Source organism: Spirochaetota bacterium, from assembly GCA_035477215.1.
Classification (GTDB): Bacteria; Spirochaetota; UBA4802; order UBA4802; family UBA5368; genus MVZN01.
Genome location: DATIKU010000041.1, coordinates 1 through 16036, shown reverse-complemented (window position 1 = coordinate 16036; position 16036 = coordinate 1). Strand labels below are relative to the sequence as shown.

The window sequence follows — 16036 nt, the reverse complement described above, 5'->3', positions numbered from 1 at the left end:
CTCACTTCCCCTGTCTGAACATGCGAAGCATCCGGTCGGTGACGAGGAAGCCGCCGACGACGTTTATAGTGGCGAGTACGATCGCGGCGATGCCCAGTATCCTGCTTCCGGAGTGAAGCGCGAGCGCCGCCGCGACGAGCGCGCCGAGCACCGTAACGCCCGAGAGGGCGTTCATGCCCGACATCAGCGGCGTGTGCAGCAGGGAGGGGACATTGCTGATGAGCCTGTAGCCGACCGCGGCCGAAACAAGGAATACCCCGACGAGCACCAGGAAGCCCATGGTCAGGCCCCCTTCTTCGGGGCCGCCATCGCCTCGAGCGCACCGGCGTGCACCAGTTTGCCGTCGATCGTTACGAGCGTTGAGGCCACGATCTCGTCGCTCCGGTCGATGCGTATCTTTCCATCCTTTACGAGATACGAAACGAGGTTGTAGATGTTATGCGCGAACATCCATGTCGAGCTCGTCGGAACGTAGCCGGGAATGTTCTTGGTGCCGATGATCGTCACGCCGTGCTTTACGCTGGTGCGGCCGGGGTCGGTCGCCTCGCAGTTGCCGCCCTGGTCCACGGCGATGTCCACGATCACCGAGCCGGACTTCATCTCTTTAACCATCTCTTCCGTGACGAGTATGGGCGCGATCTTGCCGGGAACGAGCGCAGAGAGCACGACGATATCGGACTTTTTGACCGTCTCGCGGATCGCCGCGCGCTCCTTTTCGAGCCACTCGTCGGGCAGTGCGAGCGCGTATCCGCCCGTGCCGACCGCCATGTCCCGGGGGACGAGCGTGTCCACGATCTTCGCGCCGAGGCTTTTGGCCTGCTCGGCCGCCTCGGGCCGAATATCGGCGGCGAAGACCATCGCGCCGAGGCGCTTGGCGGTGGCGAGCGCCTGGAGTCCCGCCACGCCCGCGCCCACAACGAAGACCTGCGAGGGCTGGAGGACGCCCACCGCCGTGCCCACCATGGGCAGGAACTTGGTGAGGTCGTCCGCGGCCATTATGACGCCCTTGTAGCCGGCCACCGTGCTCATGGAGGTGAGCGCGTCCATGGACTGCGCGCGCGTGATGCGCGGAATGCCGTCGAGCGTGAGACCTGTGACTCCCTGGCGGGCGAGATCGCCTATCATGCCATGATTGGAGGGCGAGGCCGGGTGCAGGAAGGTGACGAGGAGCTGTCCCTTCTTCATCAGGGCGACCTCGTGCTTCTTTTTCGCCTCGTTGTAGAGCGGCTCCTTGACCTTCATGACGATGTCGGCCTGGGCGTAAAGTTTCTCGCAGTCGTCCACGATCTCGGCGCCGGCGGCGCGATATTCATCGTCGTAAAAGTGGGCGCCGCTTCCCGCTCCGGCCTCGACCAGCACCTTCGCGCCTTCGGAGACGAGTTTTTTAACGGTCTCGGGTATCGCGGCCACCCGGAATTCATGCTCCATTATTTCCCTTGGTATGCCCACGGTCAGTCCGCTGAAATTCATTGCCGTCCTCCGATCTATCAATAAGTATATACGAGCGCTGTTCGCCGGTCAATATCACAAACTAAAGTGAGTAAGCGCTCACTCGTTCTATGCCCCGGAGGGGCCTGCCTGTCAATATTAATTTGGGAATTTTTACGGGGATCCGGAGGGTTGCGAAATCCGGGTGTACCTGTGCCATCCTATGGTGGAGCCAAAGAAATATTTTGGCTCTGGAAATAAGGAAGAAGAGAGCAAAGCGAAAAGGTGGAGAACTGAACCGGTTCATCGCGGGGAGCCGAGCGAGGTGGCGGTCTCATGAGGCAAAAGGCCGTAATCATGAAAACGCTCAACTGTACGTCTCCATCTCGGAGGAGGGAAGCCGGAATAGCGCGTTTGGAAGATGGGCGTGCCCTCTGTGCCCGTGCACGCGCGTGGCGCCCGTTTCGCCGCCGAGGAGCCCCGCGAGCCCGTAAAGCCGGTCGAAGTTCTTTTTTGAGCCCAGGCCCCCTCCCGCATTCAATGGAAAGACAGAAGAAAAGAAAGACGATGCGCGGAAAAGCGGAAAGGAGCGCGTATGTCGGGTAAATCTGCTATGTATATATTGTGACAAACGCCGACAACAGGGCCCTCCACATGGGCGTTACCGACGACTTTAAGCCGATTATCGGTACGGAAAGCGAAGTATTTTTCTGCACCGCGGAGTATCTTGCATCCGGCTATTTCCATAAGAGCCAGATTACGGCCGTGAATCACGCGAAGAAGACCGTCATGTTCCGCTACAAGAGCTGGCTCGATGTACGCGCCAAGGAGAAAAGCTACAAAACCGTCACCATGGATGTATACGAGTTCATGGCCAAAATGCTCCACTTTCTGCCGAAAAAGCACCAGAAGATGATCCGCTACTACGGCATCTACGCGCACGGAGTCGTGGAGAAACTCCAAACGAGTACCAGCGCCACCTAAAAGTCGGCGATTGAACACAGTTACGATGCAGATCCTGAAAAATGCCCGGATTGCGGAACGGAAATGCACCCGTCGGTGGTGTATGGCTATAACGCCGAGCAGGTCTGGCACCGTATGAGGAGGGAATACTGCCTCTACAAAGGCTATTTCAGGCCCATGATACGAGGGCCGTGAAACTCACGAATATCGTTACTTGCCAAAAGAATATAATTATTGACTTTTTTCTGCTGGTTGCATCATATGATAAACTGCAGTGATATGCGCATTCATGGGGCATTAAAATGCCGCGATTTTGAGCGGGGCGAAATTTTAAAGGCCCCGGACAGGGGGTTTTTTGTCGACAGGAGAAGGCTTTTCCAAAGGGGGAACTTCCGATAAGCGGTATTATGCCGAAGAGCTTTGCGCCGCAGGGGAGACGCAGTTTCCTGGATATTAAAAAAGGAGAGCTAAAGTGGAGAAAAAATTAATCAATCGTTGGGGTATGGTTTTAGTAGCATTTATTATGATGCTGTGCGTAGGGGGAGTTTACGCCTGGAGCTTGTATAATATTCCTTTATTAAAAGCGAATCCGAGTTGGGATTTGGGAGGTGTAGCCTTAACTTTCGGGATTACTATTATCTTTATGTGTATAGCGGGAATAATTGGTGGCGGGATCTATGATAAGGTAGGCCCCAGAAAGGTTGCTACGGCAGGTGCGATATTATTTGGTATCGGGTTAATGTTATCCAGTACTGTTGCACAAATGTGGCAACTATATTTATACTATGGTGTTTTAGCCGGTTTGGGGACAGGCCTGATTTATGGTCCTGCATTGGCAACCTGTATAAAATGGTTCCCGGATAAACGCGGTTTAATCAGTGGAATAGCTGTTACAGGCTTCGGCGCTGGTGCAATGTTATCAAAACCTATAGTCTTATCTCTCATAGCAAGTTATGGGGTGGGCAGTACCTTTTTGTATTTAGGTATAGCGTATTTTATCATTCTTCTGGTAGCAGCTCAATTGCTGACCACGCCCCCAGTCGATTACAGGCCTTCGGGCTGGACACCGCCAGTTGGATCGGCAGTGGCTGAAAACGTGAATTTTACAACCGGGCAGATGGTCAAAACTAAACAGTTCTATTTAATTTGGCTTATGTTTCATTTTGGCTGTATAGCGGGTCTTCTGGTAATCAGTGTAGCCGTAAATATTGGAACGGATTTAGTTAAACTGGATGCGGTTGTTGCCGCTAATGTTGTAGTCGCAATAGCTTTATTTAATTCAATGGGAAGAATTATTTGGGGTGCTATTTCAGACAAAATTGGCAGAATCCGGGCATTAACGGCAATGTTTGCTTTGATGGCATTGGCAATGTTTTTGATGAGCCATATCGAAATGAATTATGTAAGCTTTTTAGCTCTGGGTTCATTGGTAGGTTTTTGCTTCGGAGGGTTTTTGGCAACTTTTCCAGCGCTTACGACAGATTATTTTGGCACTGAAAATATGGGGAAAAACTACGGCGCTGTTATATTTGCTTTCGGGGTCGCAGGTATAGTAGGAACCCGTTTAGCCGGTAAATTCGAATTTACTCAAGCATTTACAATTGCTTTTGTCTTATGCCTGATTGCAGTTGTTATGGCTTTTTTTGTCAACAAGCCGCAACTAAAGGAAAGTTAAGTTAGAAGTTAAATAAAAAATTATTCTAAATTTTAAAGGCCCCGGACAGGGGTCTTTTTGTTGGCAGGAGAAGGCTTTTTCAAAGGGGGAACTTCCGATAAGCGGTATTATGCCGCGGAACCTTGCGCCGCAGGGGTGACGCAGTTTACTGGATATTTTTAAGTTTAACGGATAAGGCCGCGCTTCCTGTTCATGCCGCTTCCCTTGCGGAGGCGTGATGGAAAAAGAACGCGAAGAGCCATACCACCCGCAGTATCTCCATGATCGCGTTGAGTCCCATGGAAATATCGCCGTGACTGAGGAGCGGCGTTATGACCAGGCGCGACCTCACCTTGTGGTGCCTGAGACGGTCGTTCAGCAGGATCGATTCCGTCGGCGGTATTACCCGGTCTTCTGCCCCGTGAATAAGGGCCACCGGCGCCCGGAGTCCCTCGAGCCTCGACACCACCGAGAGATCCCGGAGTAGCTTTCGGATCTTGCGCGAACGCTCGAGAATGCGCTGCCACTGCATCAGGCGGAAATCGGGCTCGCCGAGGAGCCTTGTTAGCTTACGCCGTTCCCTGCCGGAGAGACGCTCCAGGTGCAAAGGCAGCTCCGGAACGCTCCGGTGGAGCCCGTTGTCAAGGATGCCCGCATGCAGGACATCGGGTATATTTTTGCTGAACCCGGGGGCATGGGTGATAAAATTCCTGAGGATGATAAGCCGCCCGTAGTCGTCGATATCCTGTCCCGCCAGCAGGTATTCCACGGCGGAATCGACGTTGCTGTAGGTACCCACGGAGCAGATGGAATCCACCATATCCCGGACCTCCGCTTGCGAAGCGGCGATCATGGCCATGCCGGCCGAGAACGAGGGCGCGAAGATCGACAGCTTTCCGCCGGGGCAGAGCCCTTTGTCCGCCGTAACCGCCTTTACCGTGTCCACGATCCGGTCGATCGTTCCGGAATCGATCCTGAAACCGGCGATATCAGGGTACAGGGGAGATACCACCGCGTACCCGCAGGCCGAGAAGGCCCTGCAGATCACGCTGAGCCTCGGATCGTTATGGGCGCGCGCCGCCATGCCATGGATCGCGAGGATCGTGCCCCTGGGCGTTTTCCGCCTTGGCAGGTACACGAAGGAGTCCAGCAGTTCATCGCCGGCGCCGAGCGGCTGTTCCTTTACGGTGGCTTTCAGCCGGTCGCCCAACAGGCTGTGTACAATAAATTTGACCGCATCGATATACGAACGCATATCAGGCAATCTCCCTTGGATCAGGATGTTTCGTAAGGCCGGTAAACATACCGTTTATGACCGGCCGCGGTTTTCGTACGCGGACATCACCGCTATTTCACAAACCTCTCTTCCCTATACGAGTCATTAAGGTTCTTCATGTCCAGAATAGTGAACACGTCCATGCATTTGAAATTCTTGTCGACGGCGGGCTCACCGCATATCCTGGCACCGAAGGTGAAATAGTCTTGGATCAGCCTCGGTACCAGTTTGCTTGCCGCCTCCTTGACGGCCGCTTCCCCGAGCAGGTCGATCACCTTCATGTTGCTTTCGAGATCCTTCACCAGGTATTTCTTGCGGGGCTGAATGCCCAGGTCGGTCCTGTGGAACCCGGAACTTGTCAGGTAACGGTGTACCAGGGCGATCTGCAAAGGCTCCGTGGTCGTGATGCTTGAGCACCCGAACACGTAGCGCGCCTGTATCTTCGCAAGGTAGGCGTAAATCCCTTCCCAGAGCAGGCCCATCATGTTGCTCTTGCGGTACTCCTGCCGGATGCACGCCCTGCCGATCTCCAGCTTCTCATCCGGAAGGCCGGGCAGCGTCCCCAGATCGAACTCCGTCTGCGAGTAAAATTCCGTAGAGTACCTGCTCGAATTGAGCCGGTAGGTCCCGACACACTCACCGCTCCGCTTGTCCATCACAAGCAGGTGGTCGCACATCATGTCGTAGCGGTCCATGTCGATGCCGAAGAATTTTTTCCTGCCGAGGAGCTCCACGATGAACACGTCGTGCCGGAGCCGCAGCGCCTGTGCGAGCTCGTGCTGGTCTTCGGCGGCCTTGACTATATACTCTCCCTTGTCCATGAACAGGCCTACTTTGGCCCTGAATCCCATGAGCGGCATCATGTACGGACGCATGAGCAGCGCCCCTATACTGCTGTCGGTTCTATTGGTTTCCAGTATTCGCGAATGCTGTTCGTATTCCATTTTTTATTCTCCATTCACGGATTTATGTTTTTCTCCGTGTTGAAGATCGCCGGGACTTTTGAAGCAAACATGAATAAATTCTGAAAATTCCAAGAATTGTTCCTGCGCGGGATAATAGCGGGTGATCTGTGGCGTGCATTATGAACACCACAGATCAGTGAGAGTAAAATATTTTTCTGATATGATTCTCGATCGGATGATTTTGTTATATTTCTTCTGAAAACCGGCAGCAAAAGGAATTTTTAGAGGTTCACTTAATTTTATCTTGAATTCTTCGGGGTAATGCGTTCTTTTTATCATGTCCGTATTCTCCGAAAACCCTCGGTTTTGTCACTCCGGTTTCAGGGGGTCGGTCCAATTTTAAAATTTTCACAGGCGCACTGAATGAATAGTAAAAACAGATCGGCACTTGTAGTTGAGGGGGGCGGTATGAGGGGAGTATTCTCCGCCGGAGTGCTTAATTCTTTCGGCACATCAGGATTTGATCCCTTTGATCTGTACATAGGAGTCTCGGCCGGGGCATGCAACCTGGCCGCGCATCTTGCACAACAGCACGAAAGAAATTATCACGTAACAGTAAATTACTCCGCCACAGCCGGATTTATAAATCCGCTGAGGTTTATTTCCGGAGGTCATTATATGGATCTCGACTGGCTCTGGGATATTACAATCAGGGAGTGCAGGCTTGATCTTGAACGGATTTTCAGCGGGCTCTATGATAAAGGGAAAGAGTACTTAGTGGCTGCAACATCACTCGATTCCGGATTGCCGCTTTATCTCAAGCCGGACAGGTCAAATCTTGAACATTATATAAAGATCTCAAGTTCGCTCCCTGTACTCTACCGGAATATTCTTTATGCGGATTCTGTCCCTGCACTTGACGGGGGAATTGCTGATCCGATACCCGTTATCGAAGCATATAAGCGTGGGGCGAATGAGATTACAATTATACGTTCCCGTCCGTCCAGTTATATAAAAAAAAAGAGTCCTCTATCATTTCTTTTTCCATTATTTTTTAGAAAGTATCCCGGTTTGGCGGATGCTATGCAGAGACGCCACAGGGTTTATATGGATGCTGTTGATTTTATAAAAAATCCACCGGCCGGTGTTGAAATATATGAGATAGCTCCACCAGAAGGTCTTAATGTCGGCAGGGCAACAAAGGATGTTCACCTCCTGGGCGCGGCCTATAAGTCGGGAATAAATTCCGGGAAGTGGTTTATTAAGAGCAGAGAGTAGAGATCGAAAATTTTAAGGCCACTGTAAAGGGGCTTTTTGCAGGTGCGAGGGACTTGTTTCGTGTGTGAACTTCCGATATCATGTCTTATGTCGGGAGGAAACATGCTCTGGAGAGAGGGTACTTTCCTAAGTATTTTAGATTAACGAGTCTCATATCCAACTGCGGCCAACGCATAGCTTCGTCAGACCGGATGCAATGTGCGGATTTTATAATTTATTGCAATAATATCCTCAATTTGTAAGGATTTAACTTATTTCATTTTTAAAACCACCACGGAATCGGTTTTTATCGAATTATCAGTATCTAAAGCACATTCACCCGGTACGGATATGTAATTTAAGATATAGTATAATAACACCATGATAATGACAATAGCAGTTTTTCTATTCATACGATCCCCCTTTTATTGATTTTGAAAATTGCGGAATTTCCGCAAGTGGGATTGAGCATGGCATCCACGAAGGCGCACAAACGCTTGTGCGCCTTCGTGCCCCCTCATACCCGCTTCAGCACATGCGAAAACGGATGCGGTACGCGCGAGGTCGAGCCCTTCAGACGCGCGGTGAGGTACTCGAAAAACGTGACGAGCGGATTCACAGGCACGTACGTTGCCGGGTTGACCTTCATTAAATGAAACAGTGCCTCGGCGGTGGCCGAGAGGTCGTTGCACTCGCCGCTCAGGTAGACATTTTTCCGGCCGAGCCGGCGGATGAGCCGTTCGGAAACCTCCCCGACGGCGCAGTGCCCGGCGACGAGCACCCGCCCGCTGATGGAGCCGATCGTAGCCTCGTCGTGTCCCTTTCCCATCAGGAGAGTCCAGCCTCCTTTGCCCGCGGTGTCGAGGTACATCGTCTGCATGGCGCAGAGCGGATTGTTGACGCAGCCCTCGCGGCAGGCGAGCTTCGTTCCCTTCACAATGCGCACGTCGTCCGGAAAGAGCGGATAGAGGTCCCAGGGATAGTGCCCGGAGGCCGGCATGTCGCCGATGAGGTCGATGTTCTTCAGGCTTTTAAGGTCGCCGCTAAGGGAAATATCACGCTCGCTCTTTACGCCGTTCGAGAGGCCGCGCTCAATCGCGAGCGCGAGGTGCGGCACATCCTTTATGCCAAGGCCGAAGACGCGAGCGCCCACTATGTCGGCGGCGACGACATTGGTGCTCGCCAACATGACGCAAAATGGCTTGACCTGACGGTCGGCGAGCGCCGTGGCGAAGTAGTGGCCGTGGATCGTGCCCTCCACCCCCTCGATGAGCGTGACATCGGGCCGGATGTAGCCGAGTATGTCGACGAGTTTGTGCGGCAGGTTGTAGTTGTGGTCATAGCCGCGGCTGCGCTGCATAGGGAAGCCCCACTGGTTTTTAACGCCGAGCGTCACCACGCCCATGGAGTGGGTCTTGAGCTTCGGCACGTTGATGTAGAGGTGCCTTTCGCGCTCGCGAATGAGCTTCATGACGGTGTCGGGCATAAGGAACGAGGTGAGGTCGTAGCCGTCCGGATTGGCGGCGGAGGCCGGTGTGCGGCCGGTGAAGGAGAGCGCGTGGCCCCTCTCCTCGTCGAGGAACACGGGCACGGTGCCGGTCTCGCGGCAGAGGCGGGTGTAGCCCGCGGCGCGGTAGACCAGCCGGGTGAAGTTCGCCTGCGTGGCGTTTTCGAAGAGGTATATCTTTTTAGCGCCGGCGCGTTTCCAGTAGGATATGATCTCGCGAAGCACCTCGACCCTGGTGTGGCTGTAGGGCTTGGCATCGACGGCGTTGGGCTTGATGTACACCTCGCGGCTCTCTTTAAGGAGAGAGGCTCCGCCGAGCTCGTCGAAAATACTCCCGACAGCGTCGCGGACCGCGCCCGGCATTCCGTCACCCAGCGGCATGAAGCGCGTGAAGGGCTCCCTCTGGTGCGGTGTGTCGAGCTTTTTGACGATGACGGTGGCTTTCATATCGGTTTCCCCGCGAATTTTTATCTTTATCTGATTGCGACAGCATATAGCGGCGTCGTCGTTAAAAACCAGAAAAAAATTGTAATTGGCGGGATTTCTTTTGTATGGCGCACCGGCCCTGCAGGGAGTGCAGTGTTTCGATTCGAGCTTTTCCATGATGACACCGCCCGCTTTGATTATCGCAAGCTGCGGCACATGCCTGATGAATATCGCCGACCCCCGCCTTCGCCGGACGGATGCATCGAAATTCACGGAATGCCCGTCCGATCAATGCTGACAATTAGATATACCGATAGCCGGAGGTAAAGTAAACACGAGCGGTGGAAGGCCGTATCCGGGGCCGCCCTCACCGCAGGCAGTGGAAGAGGCCCGTGCACCACAGGCAGGAGGCGCACGGGACTCCGGTGATGTAACAGTCCTGTTCGAAGTCTTCGGTCTGGACAAGGTCGCACAGCGCAAGGCTGCAGTCGTAGCAGAAGGGGAAATTGTAGCGGATGACGTTTTCCCTGAATGTGCGGAATTCCGCCGCGTTCCATATGGCGAGGATGCCATCGCGGCCCAGGTCGCCGAAAACCATCGGCTTAATGTTGTTCTCAACACCGCCCAGGTAGCACTGGAAGCGGTGCCAGAGGAAATGGCAGGGGTGGACCTTTCCGTCCCAGGATACGAAAACGGAGCCCTCTTCAACGAAGTCGCAGCGGCGAACGCTTTTCGGCACCGTGCCGGGAAGCGTGAGCTCGATGCCGTTCTCGCGGGCGATGCGTTCGGCCTGCTCCAGCGCCTTTTGCACACCGGTGAGCATCGCTTCGTCCCGCGCCATGAGGGAGTTGAGGTTGAGGGATATCCCGTGGGCGGCGGCGTCGGCGACCATCGCGTCTACGTGCCGTACGATCCGCTCCTCGGAATCATCGCGGATGAATTTCATGAACACGTTGAAATAGCGGGAGATGTCGATCTTTTCGGCGAGCGCCTGATGCCGCCATTTTTCGTAAAACACGAGTGCCGCGTCGGTGCTGGTGTCGTATGCGGTTCCGGAAAGCATCGCGGGCTGGTACGGCAGAAGCTGGGTGATGATGGCGAAGCGTATGCCCAGGCGCGCCCCCCACTCCATCACCGCGGGAAGCTCTACGATGTTTTCGCGCATCGCCACGAACTCGATTCCCGGCATAAAGTCGCCGCGCCCCTGTTCGCCCGCGGCCCTTGCAAGCGCCGCGAGCGCACTCCCGACGACGGAAGGGTCGCCGACGCCGCGCACGGCGCTGAAGGTCTTTGCGGACACGGCGTCGACCGAAACGCAGACGCGTCGCGCGCCCGCTCCCATAATCGAATCGGCGCGCCGCTGGTCCAGAAGAAATCCGTTGGTTTGAAATCCCACCCACGAGTGTGCCGGCATGAGCGACCCGGCGCGGCCGATGAAGTATTCGAGGTCCGGATGGAGCAACGGCTCGCCGATACCGTTAAGCACCAGCGCATCGAGGCCCCCCATGCACTCCTCGAGCGAGGCGAAGTGCGCGCGCGAGAGGTCGCCTTCAGGAAGGCACGCGGCGCCGCTCTGCTTCACACACATCGCACAGCGCAGGTTGCACCTGGTCGTAATCTCGACGAAGAGCTTCGAGGGGTGTTCTTTCAGTGCCGGATTCGGACGCGTCAGCACGATTCCTCCGTGGTATTCGCTTCCCCCTGTTGGTTTTACCGGTCATGGCCATCGCCTGATGCGGGCGGAAACGTCCATGCGCCGGGAATACCGAACCGCTTACGGTAGAGTTGTTGCTTGGCTGGATATAAAGCCGGTTTTCCCCCGCCGCAGGCGGGGAAAATCCAATATATCCGGGAGATGCAATATATCCAGTATATAGAACGCATTTTGATATTTCAAAAATAATTATCGGGAATTATTGAGTTAAAAGTATTTGACTAATGACCAATTCGATGGCAATACTGCATTCGATCAAGCGTGCGCATCCCTCGCGTCTTTTCGAGCGATACGAGGGATTTGTCCCCATCTATTTCCATCGCACCCTTCACCAAGGGCGGACGGTCCCGCGGGATGTATGGCGGTCTCGAGCGCTCCCTCGAGCGGGAGGGAGGCGGTTCGTCGGATCATTCGCCAGAAACCCGCCGCACAAAACCAATTCAGGAGGGAGCCAATGGACAAGATTCTCAGGATCGACATGGGAGCCAAGGGAGGGCCTAAAGTCAGCGAAGGGCCCCTTGGCGATTACGCGGGCCTCGGCGGGCGGGCGATGACCTCGTCCGTGGTATCGAAGGAAGTGCCTCCCCTGTGCCATGCATTGGGGGCGGAGAACAAGCTGGTTATCGCGCCGGGCATGCTCACCGGTTCGGCGGCGGTTATCTCCGGACGCCTTTCGGTTGGATGTAAAAGTCCTCTTACCGGTACCATTAAGGAAGCGAACTCGGGGGGGCAGGGCGGAATCGCGCTCGCCCGTCTTGGTTATGCCGCCGTGATACTGGAAGGGAAGCCCCCCACGGACGACCTGTATAAGATCCATATCAGCAGCAAGGGCGTTAAGGTCTCGGTGGACAACGGCCTCAAGATGCTTCCCAACTACGATCTCGTAAATAAAATGAAGGCCGAGTTCGGCGAGAAGATCGTCTGCATCTCCATCGGACCGGCCGGGGAGATGAAGCTCGGTTCGGCGTCCGTGGCGGTCACCGACATGGAGACACGCCCGAGCAGGCACGCGGGCCGCGGGGGCGTCGGCGCAGTGATGGGCGCCAAGGGCGTGAAGGTCATCGTGATCGACACCGCCGACACCAAAATACGCCAGCCGAAGGACGCGGAAAAATTCAAGGAAGCCAACAGGAAGTTTACCGAGGGGCTGCGCTCGCACGCGGTGACAGGGCAGGCCCTGCCGAAGTTCGGGACGAACGTCCTCACTAACATACTTTGCGAGGCGGGGGGATATCCCACCTACAACTTCAAGGAAGGCACGTATAAGGACGGGGCCAAGATAAGCGGCGAGACCTTCGCCGAGATCGAGACCAAACGCGGAGGAAAGGCGACTCAAGGGTGCCACACCGGCTGCGTCATCCAGTGTTCGGGGACCTATGTCGACAAGGACGGCAACTTCATCTCCAAGCAGCCCGAGTACGAGACCGTATGGGCACATGGCGGCAACTGCGGCATCTGCGATCCCGATACCATCGCAAGGCTCGATTTTATGGACGATAACTTCGGGGTCGACACCATCGAGATGGGCGTGGCAATCGGCGTCGCCATGGAGGCGGGGCTCATACCCTTCGGCGACGGAGAGGGCGCGCTGAAACTGGTGGAGGAGGTCGGAAAAGGCACACCGCTCGGCCGTATCCTCGGAAGCGGCGCGGAGGTGACGGGCAAGGCCTTTGGCGTGGAGCGCATACCGGTCGTCAAGGGCCAGGCGATGCCGGCCTACGACCCGCGCACGGTGCAGGGAATCGGTGTGACCTACGCCACCAGCACCATGGGCGCCGACCACACGGCCGGTTATGCCGTGGCCACCAACATCCTCAAAGTCGGCGGGTTCGTCGATCCGCTGAAGCCGGAAGGACAGGTGGAGCTCTCGCGAAACCTGCAGATCGCCACGGCGGCGATCGATTCAACGGGGATGTGCCTTTTCATCGCCTTCGCGGTGCTCGACCAGCCCGAAACCTTCCAGGCCCTGGTGGACATGATCAACGCATTCTACGGACTTTCGCTTACCGGGGACGATGTCACCGCGCTCGGCAAGAATATCCTCTCGATGGAGCGCGACTTCAACGCGAAGGCGGGGTTCACCGCCGGGCACGACCGCCTGCCGCGCTTCTTCTCCACCGAGAAGCTGCCGCCGCATAACCTCACCTGGACAATGAAGGACGAGGAGCTGGACCGGGTCTTCAACTGGTAAAGTGGCAAGAACCGGAAGGGGAGGGGTCGCGGGGGCCTCTCCCTTTTTTTATAAAGGGGACCGTTGAATTAAAAAATATTCCGGGGACGGGCCGTTTTCGGGTCGTACTTTAAGCCGGCTGGGAGGTCCGGGTGGGATGAACAGGAAGAATACGAAAGCGCGTGGAGCGGAAGAAAAAGCCATATGCATCTCCATCGATACGAATGAGCTTTCCCGTTTCCATCCACTTTTCCAGGAGGGAGTGGCGGTTGAAACCGACACGGGGATCAGCGTCCGCGAGTTCCTGTGCGCGTCGCTGGGGATCGACGAACGGTATGTGGAGGAGCGAATCAGCACCATCTTCCTGAACGGCAAACCCGTGGACGATCTGGACATGTCGATAATCGGCGATGGATCGGTGCTCGCCCTCTCGGCGGCCATGCCGGGTCTGGTGGGCGCGACGATGCGGCGCGGCGGATATTACGCGGCGATGCGCACCACCATAACCCACCGCGCCGACGAAAACCGGCCGGCTTTGCACAGGGGCAGGATACGACTCAAACTTTTCAACATGATTCTCGACGAGATCGGGCCCTCGCTGCTTCAGGCAGGGGTCGTCGTGCGCGCCGATTCGCTCGGGAGGGTGCTTGAAAACCTTGTCCGCGACGGTCTGTCCCAGGCCGTGGCGCTCCCGGAGCGCGGTGATGAGGTGCGGCTCATCGTCGGGTCGCCGGCCGTGACTGAAACCGTAAACGCGAGAGGAAAAATCCACGGCAAATGGGCCCGAAAGAAATGAATGAAATCACTGTTACGGTGAAACTCTTCGCAACGCTGCGCGAGGGGCGGTTCGATATCAGGACTATGAACATGGTATCCGGGGCATCGGTCGCCGATGTGGTGCGCGTTCTTGGAATTCCCGAGGAAGAGGTATCGCTGATCCTGGTCAACCACCGGCACCATGAGATGGACCACGTGCTCGGCAACGGTGAGACGCTCGCGCTCTTTCCGCCCGTGGGGGGGGGCTGATGGACATACGAAACGAACTGCTAAAAGCCGCCCGCGAGGGATACATCCACGCGGCCGACCTGCGTAAAATCGCCGCCTCGGCGGGCCGTGTTTAATATCACTTCCCGATACCGGAAACAGTCCGCAATGATCTTGCGAAGAAGAAAATAGAACCCGGTATGAACCGTTGTTACAGGCACGGTAAAAAGTATTGTTTCACATTTTAACGAATTGCTCTCTTTTCGCGTTGCATACAGGGCAGACATCCGGTTCGATGAAGTCAGAGATATACCCGCAGACTTTGCAAACGTAATAGTCCGTTTCGTTTTCGTCGAGCATATGGTTCATTGCTTTCTGGTACAGCTTCGCATGGGTTTCTTCCACGTCCTTACTCTGACTGAAGATGGTCTCGGAAACAGCGTCTCCTGCCTCGATAGCGGCTTTTATAAACCCTTCATAGGCGAGACCTGCCACCTTGGTTTCAGATTCGAAGCTCGCAGCAAGGTTTTCCTCGGTGCCCTTGATTTCCCTGAGCGCTCTAAGGGAGCGCGAAGCATGGATCTCCTCGGAGAATGATATAACGCGGAAAAGTTTCGCTATCTGCGCATAACCCTCCTGGTCGGCTTTATCCGCGTAGATCTTCAGCCTGATGGCCGCCTTTGCTTCACCAGTGTACGCCTGGTGGTGCAGGTTTTTAATGTCGGACATACCTATACTCCTGGTGGCTTGGAATATACGGCGAATGCAAAATCAACCTTTCTTGTATGTCTTTTCTGGAAATATGTCGCCGGAAACCGGAAAATAATTTCCATAAAAAGATGGTAATATGTTGTACATGAAACAACACCACTTTCATAGAAAGTGAAGAGACGTGATGACTGTTTATCTGAACCGGCCCTGAAAAAAAATAAAGCTTTTTTCAAAAACCGGGCTGAAAACCGTTCAAAAAATGTTCGTGTTTTGCCAGGGCGCAGCGAATGGCAATGTTCCCACCATGTGGTGACCACATTTCCGGAACCCCACCGATGGCAGAAAGGGAATGGTTTCTATCAGTCCATTCAAGAAATGTCCTCGATGTAATTTCAGTTCCGTTTTCGACTACGAACTGACGAGGCAATGGCCTTGTGCATCCTCCCTGCGGACCGCACGTTTTGCGCCGGGGAATGAATTCTTGTTGACAATTATATTGTGTAAAATAATATTGTATACAATATTATTTTACACGGGAGAAACTCTGATGAAAACGACAGGCGAAAGCGTATATGATTTCGAAGTGAAGGCGATAACGGGTTTTAACAGATCGATGGCTGACTACCGAGGGAAGGCACTCCTGATAGTGAATACCGCCAGCAAGTGTGGTTTCACTCCCCAGCTTGAAGGCCTTCAGAAACTGTATGAAAAATATCGTGGACGTGGTTTCGAAATACTGGGTTTCCCCTCAAACCAGTTCATGAAACAGGAGCCGGGGAATGACGATGAGATACAGGGCTTCTGCCAGGTGAATTTCAACGTAACGTTTCCCATGTTCTCAAAAATTGAGGTAAAGGGGCCTGGTGCTCACCCCCTCTACAAGCATCTCAAAAACAGCGCCCCGGGAATCCTGGGCACACGGGAAATAAAGTGGAACTTCACTAAATTTCTTGTGGACCGTGCGGGGAAAGTGGTGAAAAGATACGCGCCTGCCACAATACCGGAAAAAATTGACGGAGATATCGAGAAGCTGTTATGATT

Annotated in this window: 14 protein-coding genes; 7 read left to right on the top strand and 7 right to left on the bottom strand. The window is 54.7% G+C overall.

The features are described from left to right. Nucleotide 1 precedes the first annotated feature (1 nt). Nucleotides 2–280 (bottom strand): NAD(P) transhydrogenase subunit alpha, encoded by a 279-nt coding sequence (locus tag VLM75_09395; GenBank protein HSV97135.1) that lies wholly within the window; start codon nucleotides 278–280, stop codon nucleotides 2–4. 2 nt (nucleotides 281–282) lie between these two features. Beyond that, nucleotides 283–1470 (bottom strand): NAD(P) transhydrogenase subunit alpha, encoded by a 1188-nt coding sequence (locus tag VLM75_09390; protein HSV97134.1) that lies wholly within the window; start codon nucleotides 1468–1470, stop codon nucleotides 283–285. 582 nt (nucleotides 1471–2052) lie between these two features. Here VLM75_09390 and VLM75_09385 point away from each other — a divergent pair. Beyond that, a complete protein-coding gene (locus VLM75_09385; GenBank protein HSV97133.1) occupies nucleotides 2053–2412 on the top strand; it encodes a transposase in 360 nt (119 codons plus the stop codon). A 451-nt stretch (nucleotides 2413–2863) separates the two neighbouring features. Beyond that, nucleotides 2864–4066 carry an OFA family MFS transporter gene (locus tag VLM75_09380; GenBank protein ID HSV97132.1) on the top strand — a complete coding sequence of 401 codons (1203 nt, stop codon included), beginning with the start codon at nucleotides 2864–2866 and terminating at the stop codon, nucleotides 4064–4066. A 190-nt stretch (nucleotides 4067–4256) separates the two neighbouring features. Here VLM75_09380 and VLM75_09375 read toward each other — a convergent pair whose 3' ends face one another. Together VLM75_09375 and VLM75_09370 are read right to left on the bottom strand one after the other, a co-directional pair. Continuing rightward, nucleotides 4257–5300 (bottom strand): hypothetical protein, encoded by a 1044-nt coding sequence (locus tag VLM75_09375; protein ID HSV97131.1) that lies wholly within the window; start codon nucleotides 5298–5300, stop codon nucleotides 4257–4259. Nucleotides 5301–5392: 92 nt separating this feature from the next. Then, entirely contained in the window at nucleotides 5393–6265 is an 873-nt protein-coding gene (locus tag VLM75_09370; GenBank protein HSV97130.1) for a GNAT family N-acyltransferase, read from the bottom strand. Between the two features lie 384 nt (nucleotides 6266–6649). Between VLM75_09370 and VLM75_09365 the strand changes: the two genes are divergently transcribed. Further along, a complete protein-coding gene (locus VLM75_09365; protein HSV97129.1) occupies nucleotides 6650–7504 on the top strand; it encodes a patatin family protein in 855 nt (284 codons plus the stop codon). A gap of 496 nt (nucleotides 7505–8000) precedes the next feature. Here VLM75_09365 and VLM75_09360 read toward each other — a convergent pair whose 3' ends face one another. Continuing rightward, complete coding sequence (locus VLM75_09360) at nucleotides 8001–9593, bottom strand: DUF362 domain-containing protein (protein HSV97128.1); 1593 nt, start codon at nucleotides 9591–9593, stop codon at nucleotides 8001–8003. 190 nt (nucleotides 9594–9783) lie between these two features. Further along, nucleotides 9784–11091 (bottom strand): radical SAM/SPASM family putative metalloenzyme maturase, encoded by a 1308-nt coding sequence (locus VLM75_09355; protein HSV97127.1) that lies wholly within the window; start codon nucleotides 11089–11091, stop codon nucleotides 9784–9786. A 493-nt stretch (nucleotides 11092–11584) separates the two neighbouring features. On the opposite strand from VLM75_09355, the gene VLM75_09350 reads away from it, so the two are divergent. The 3 genes from VLM75_09350 (at nucleotide 11585) to VLM75_09340 (ending at nucleotide 14326) form a co-directional block, all read left to right on the top strand. Further along, nucleotides 11585–13321, top strand: coding sequence for an aldehyde ferredoxin oxidoreductase C-terminal domain-containing protein (locus VLM75_09350; protein HSV97126.1), 1737 nt, complete (start codon nucleotides 11585–11587; stop codon nucleotides 13319–13321). Nucleotides 13322–13457: 136 nt separating this feature from the next. Continuing rightward, the gene (locus VLM75_09345) at nucleotides 13458–14096 is read left to right on the top strand and encodes a hypothetical protein (protein ID HSV97125.1); all 639 of its coding nucleotides are present in this window, start codon (nucleotides 13458–13460) and stop codon (nucleotides 14094–14096) included. Continuing rightward, entirely contained in the window at nucleotides 14093–14326 is a 234-nt protein-coding gene (locus VLM75_09340) for a MoaD/ThiS family protein (GenBank protein ID HSV97124.1), read from the top strand. The genes VLM75_09345 and VLM75_09340 overlap by 4 nt, the downstream gene beginning before the upstream one ends. Before the next feature lie 195 nt (nucleotides 14327–14521). On the opposite strand, the gene VLM75_09335 is transcribed toward VLM75_09340, so the two are convergent. Further along, entirely contained in the window at nucleotides 14522–15013 is a 492-nt protein-coding gene (locus tag VLM75_09335) for a rubrerythrin family protein (protein ID HSV97123.1), read from the bottom strand. 529 nt (nucleotides 15014–15542) lie between these two features. Between VLM75_09335 and VLM75_09330 the strand changes: the two genes are divergently transcribed. Next, a complete protein-coding gene (locus VLM75_09330; GenBank protein ID HSV97122.1) occupies nucleotides 15543–16034 on the top strand; it encodes a glutathione peroxidase in 492 nt (163 codons plus the stop codon). The last annotated feature ends 2 nt before the right edge of the window (nucleotides 16035–16036 follow it).

Coding starts and splice junctions, on each gene's coding strand:
- VLM75_09375 (HSV97131.1), bottom strand. CDS start 5,300: ATGCGTTCGTATATCGATGCGGTCAAATTTATTGTACACAGCCTGTTG.
- VLM75_09350 (HSV97126.1), top strand. CDS start 11,585: ATGGACAAGATTCTCAGGATCGACATGGGAGCCAAGGGAGGGCCTAAA.
- VLM75_09330 (HSV97122.1), top strand. CDS start 15,543: ATGAAAACGACAGGCGAAAGCGTATATGATTTCGAAGTGAAGGCGATA.
- VLM75_09340 (HSV97124.1), top strand. CDS start 14,093: ATGAATGAAATCACTGTTACGGTGAAACTCTTCGCAACGCTGCGCGAG.
- VLM75_09365 (HSV97129.1), top strand. CDS start 6,650: ATGAATAGTAAAAACAGATCGGCACTTGTAGTTGAGGGGGGCGGTATG.
- VLM75_09335 (HSV97123.1), bottom strand. CDS start 15,013: ATGTCCGACATTAAAAACCTGCACCACCAGGCGTACACTGGTGAAGCA.
- VLM75_09360 (HSV97128.1), bottom strand. CDS start 9,593: ATGGAAAAGCTCGAATCGAAACACTGCACTCCCTGCAGGGCCGGTGCG.
- VLM75_09345 (HSV97125.1), top strand. CDS start 13,458: ATGAACAGGAAGAATACGAAAGCGCGTGGAGCGGAAGAAAAAGCCATA.
- VLM75_09395 (HSV97135.1), bottom strand. CDS start 280: ATGGGCTTCCTGGTGCTCGTCGGGGTATTCCTTGTTTCGGCCGCGGTC.
- VLM75_09370 (HSV97130.1), bottom strand. CDS start 6,265: ATGGAATACGAACAGCATTCGCGAATACTGGAAACCAATAGAACCGAC.
- VLM75_09390 (HSV97134.1), bottom strand. CDS start 1,470: ATGAATTTCAGCGGACTGACCGTGGGCATACCAAGGGAAATAATGGAG.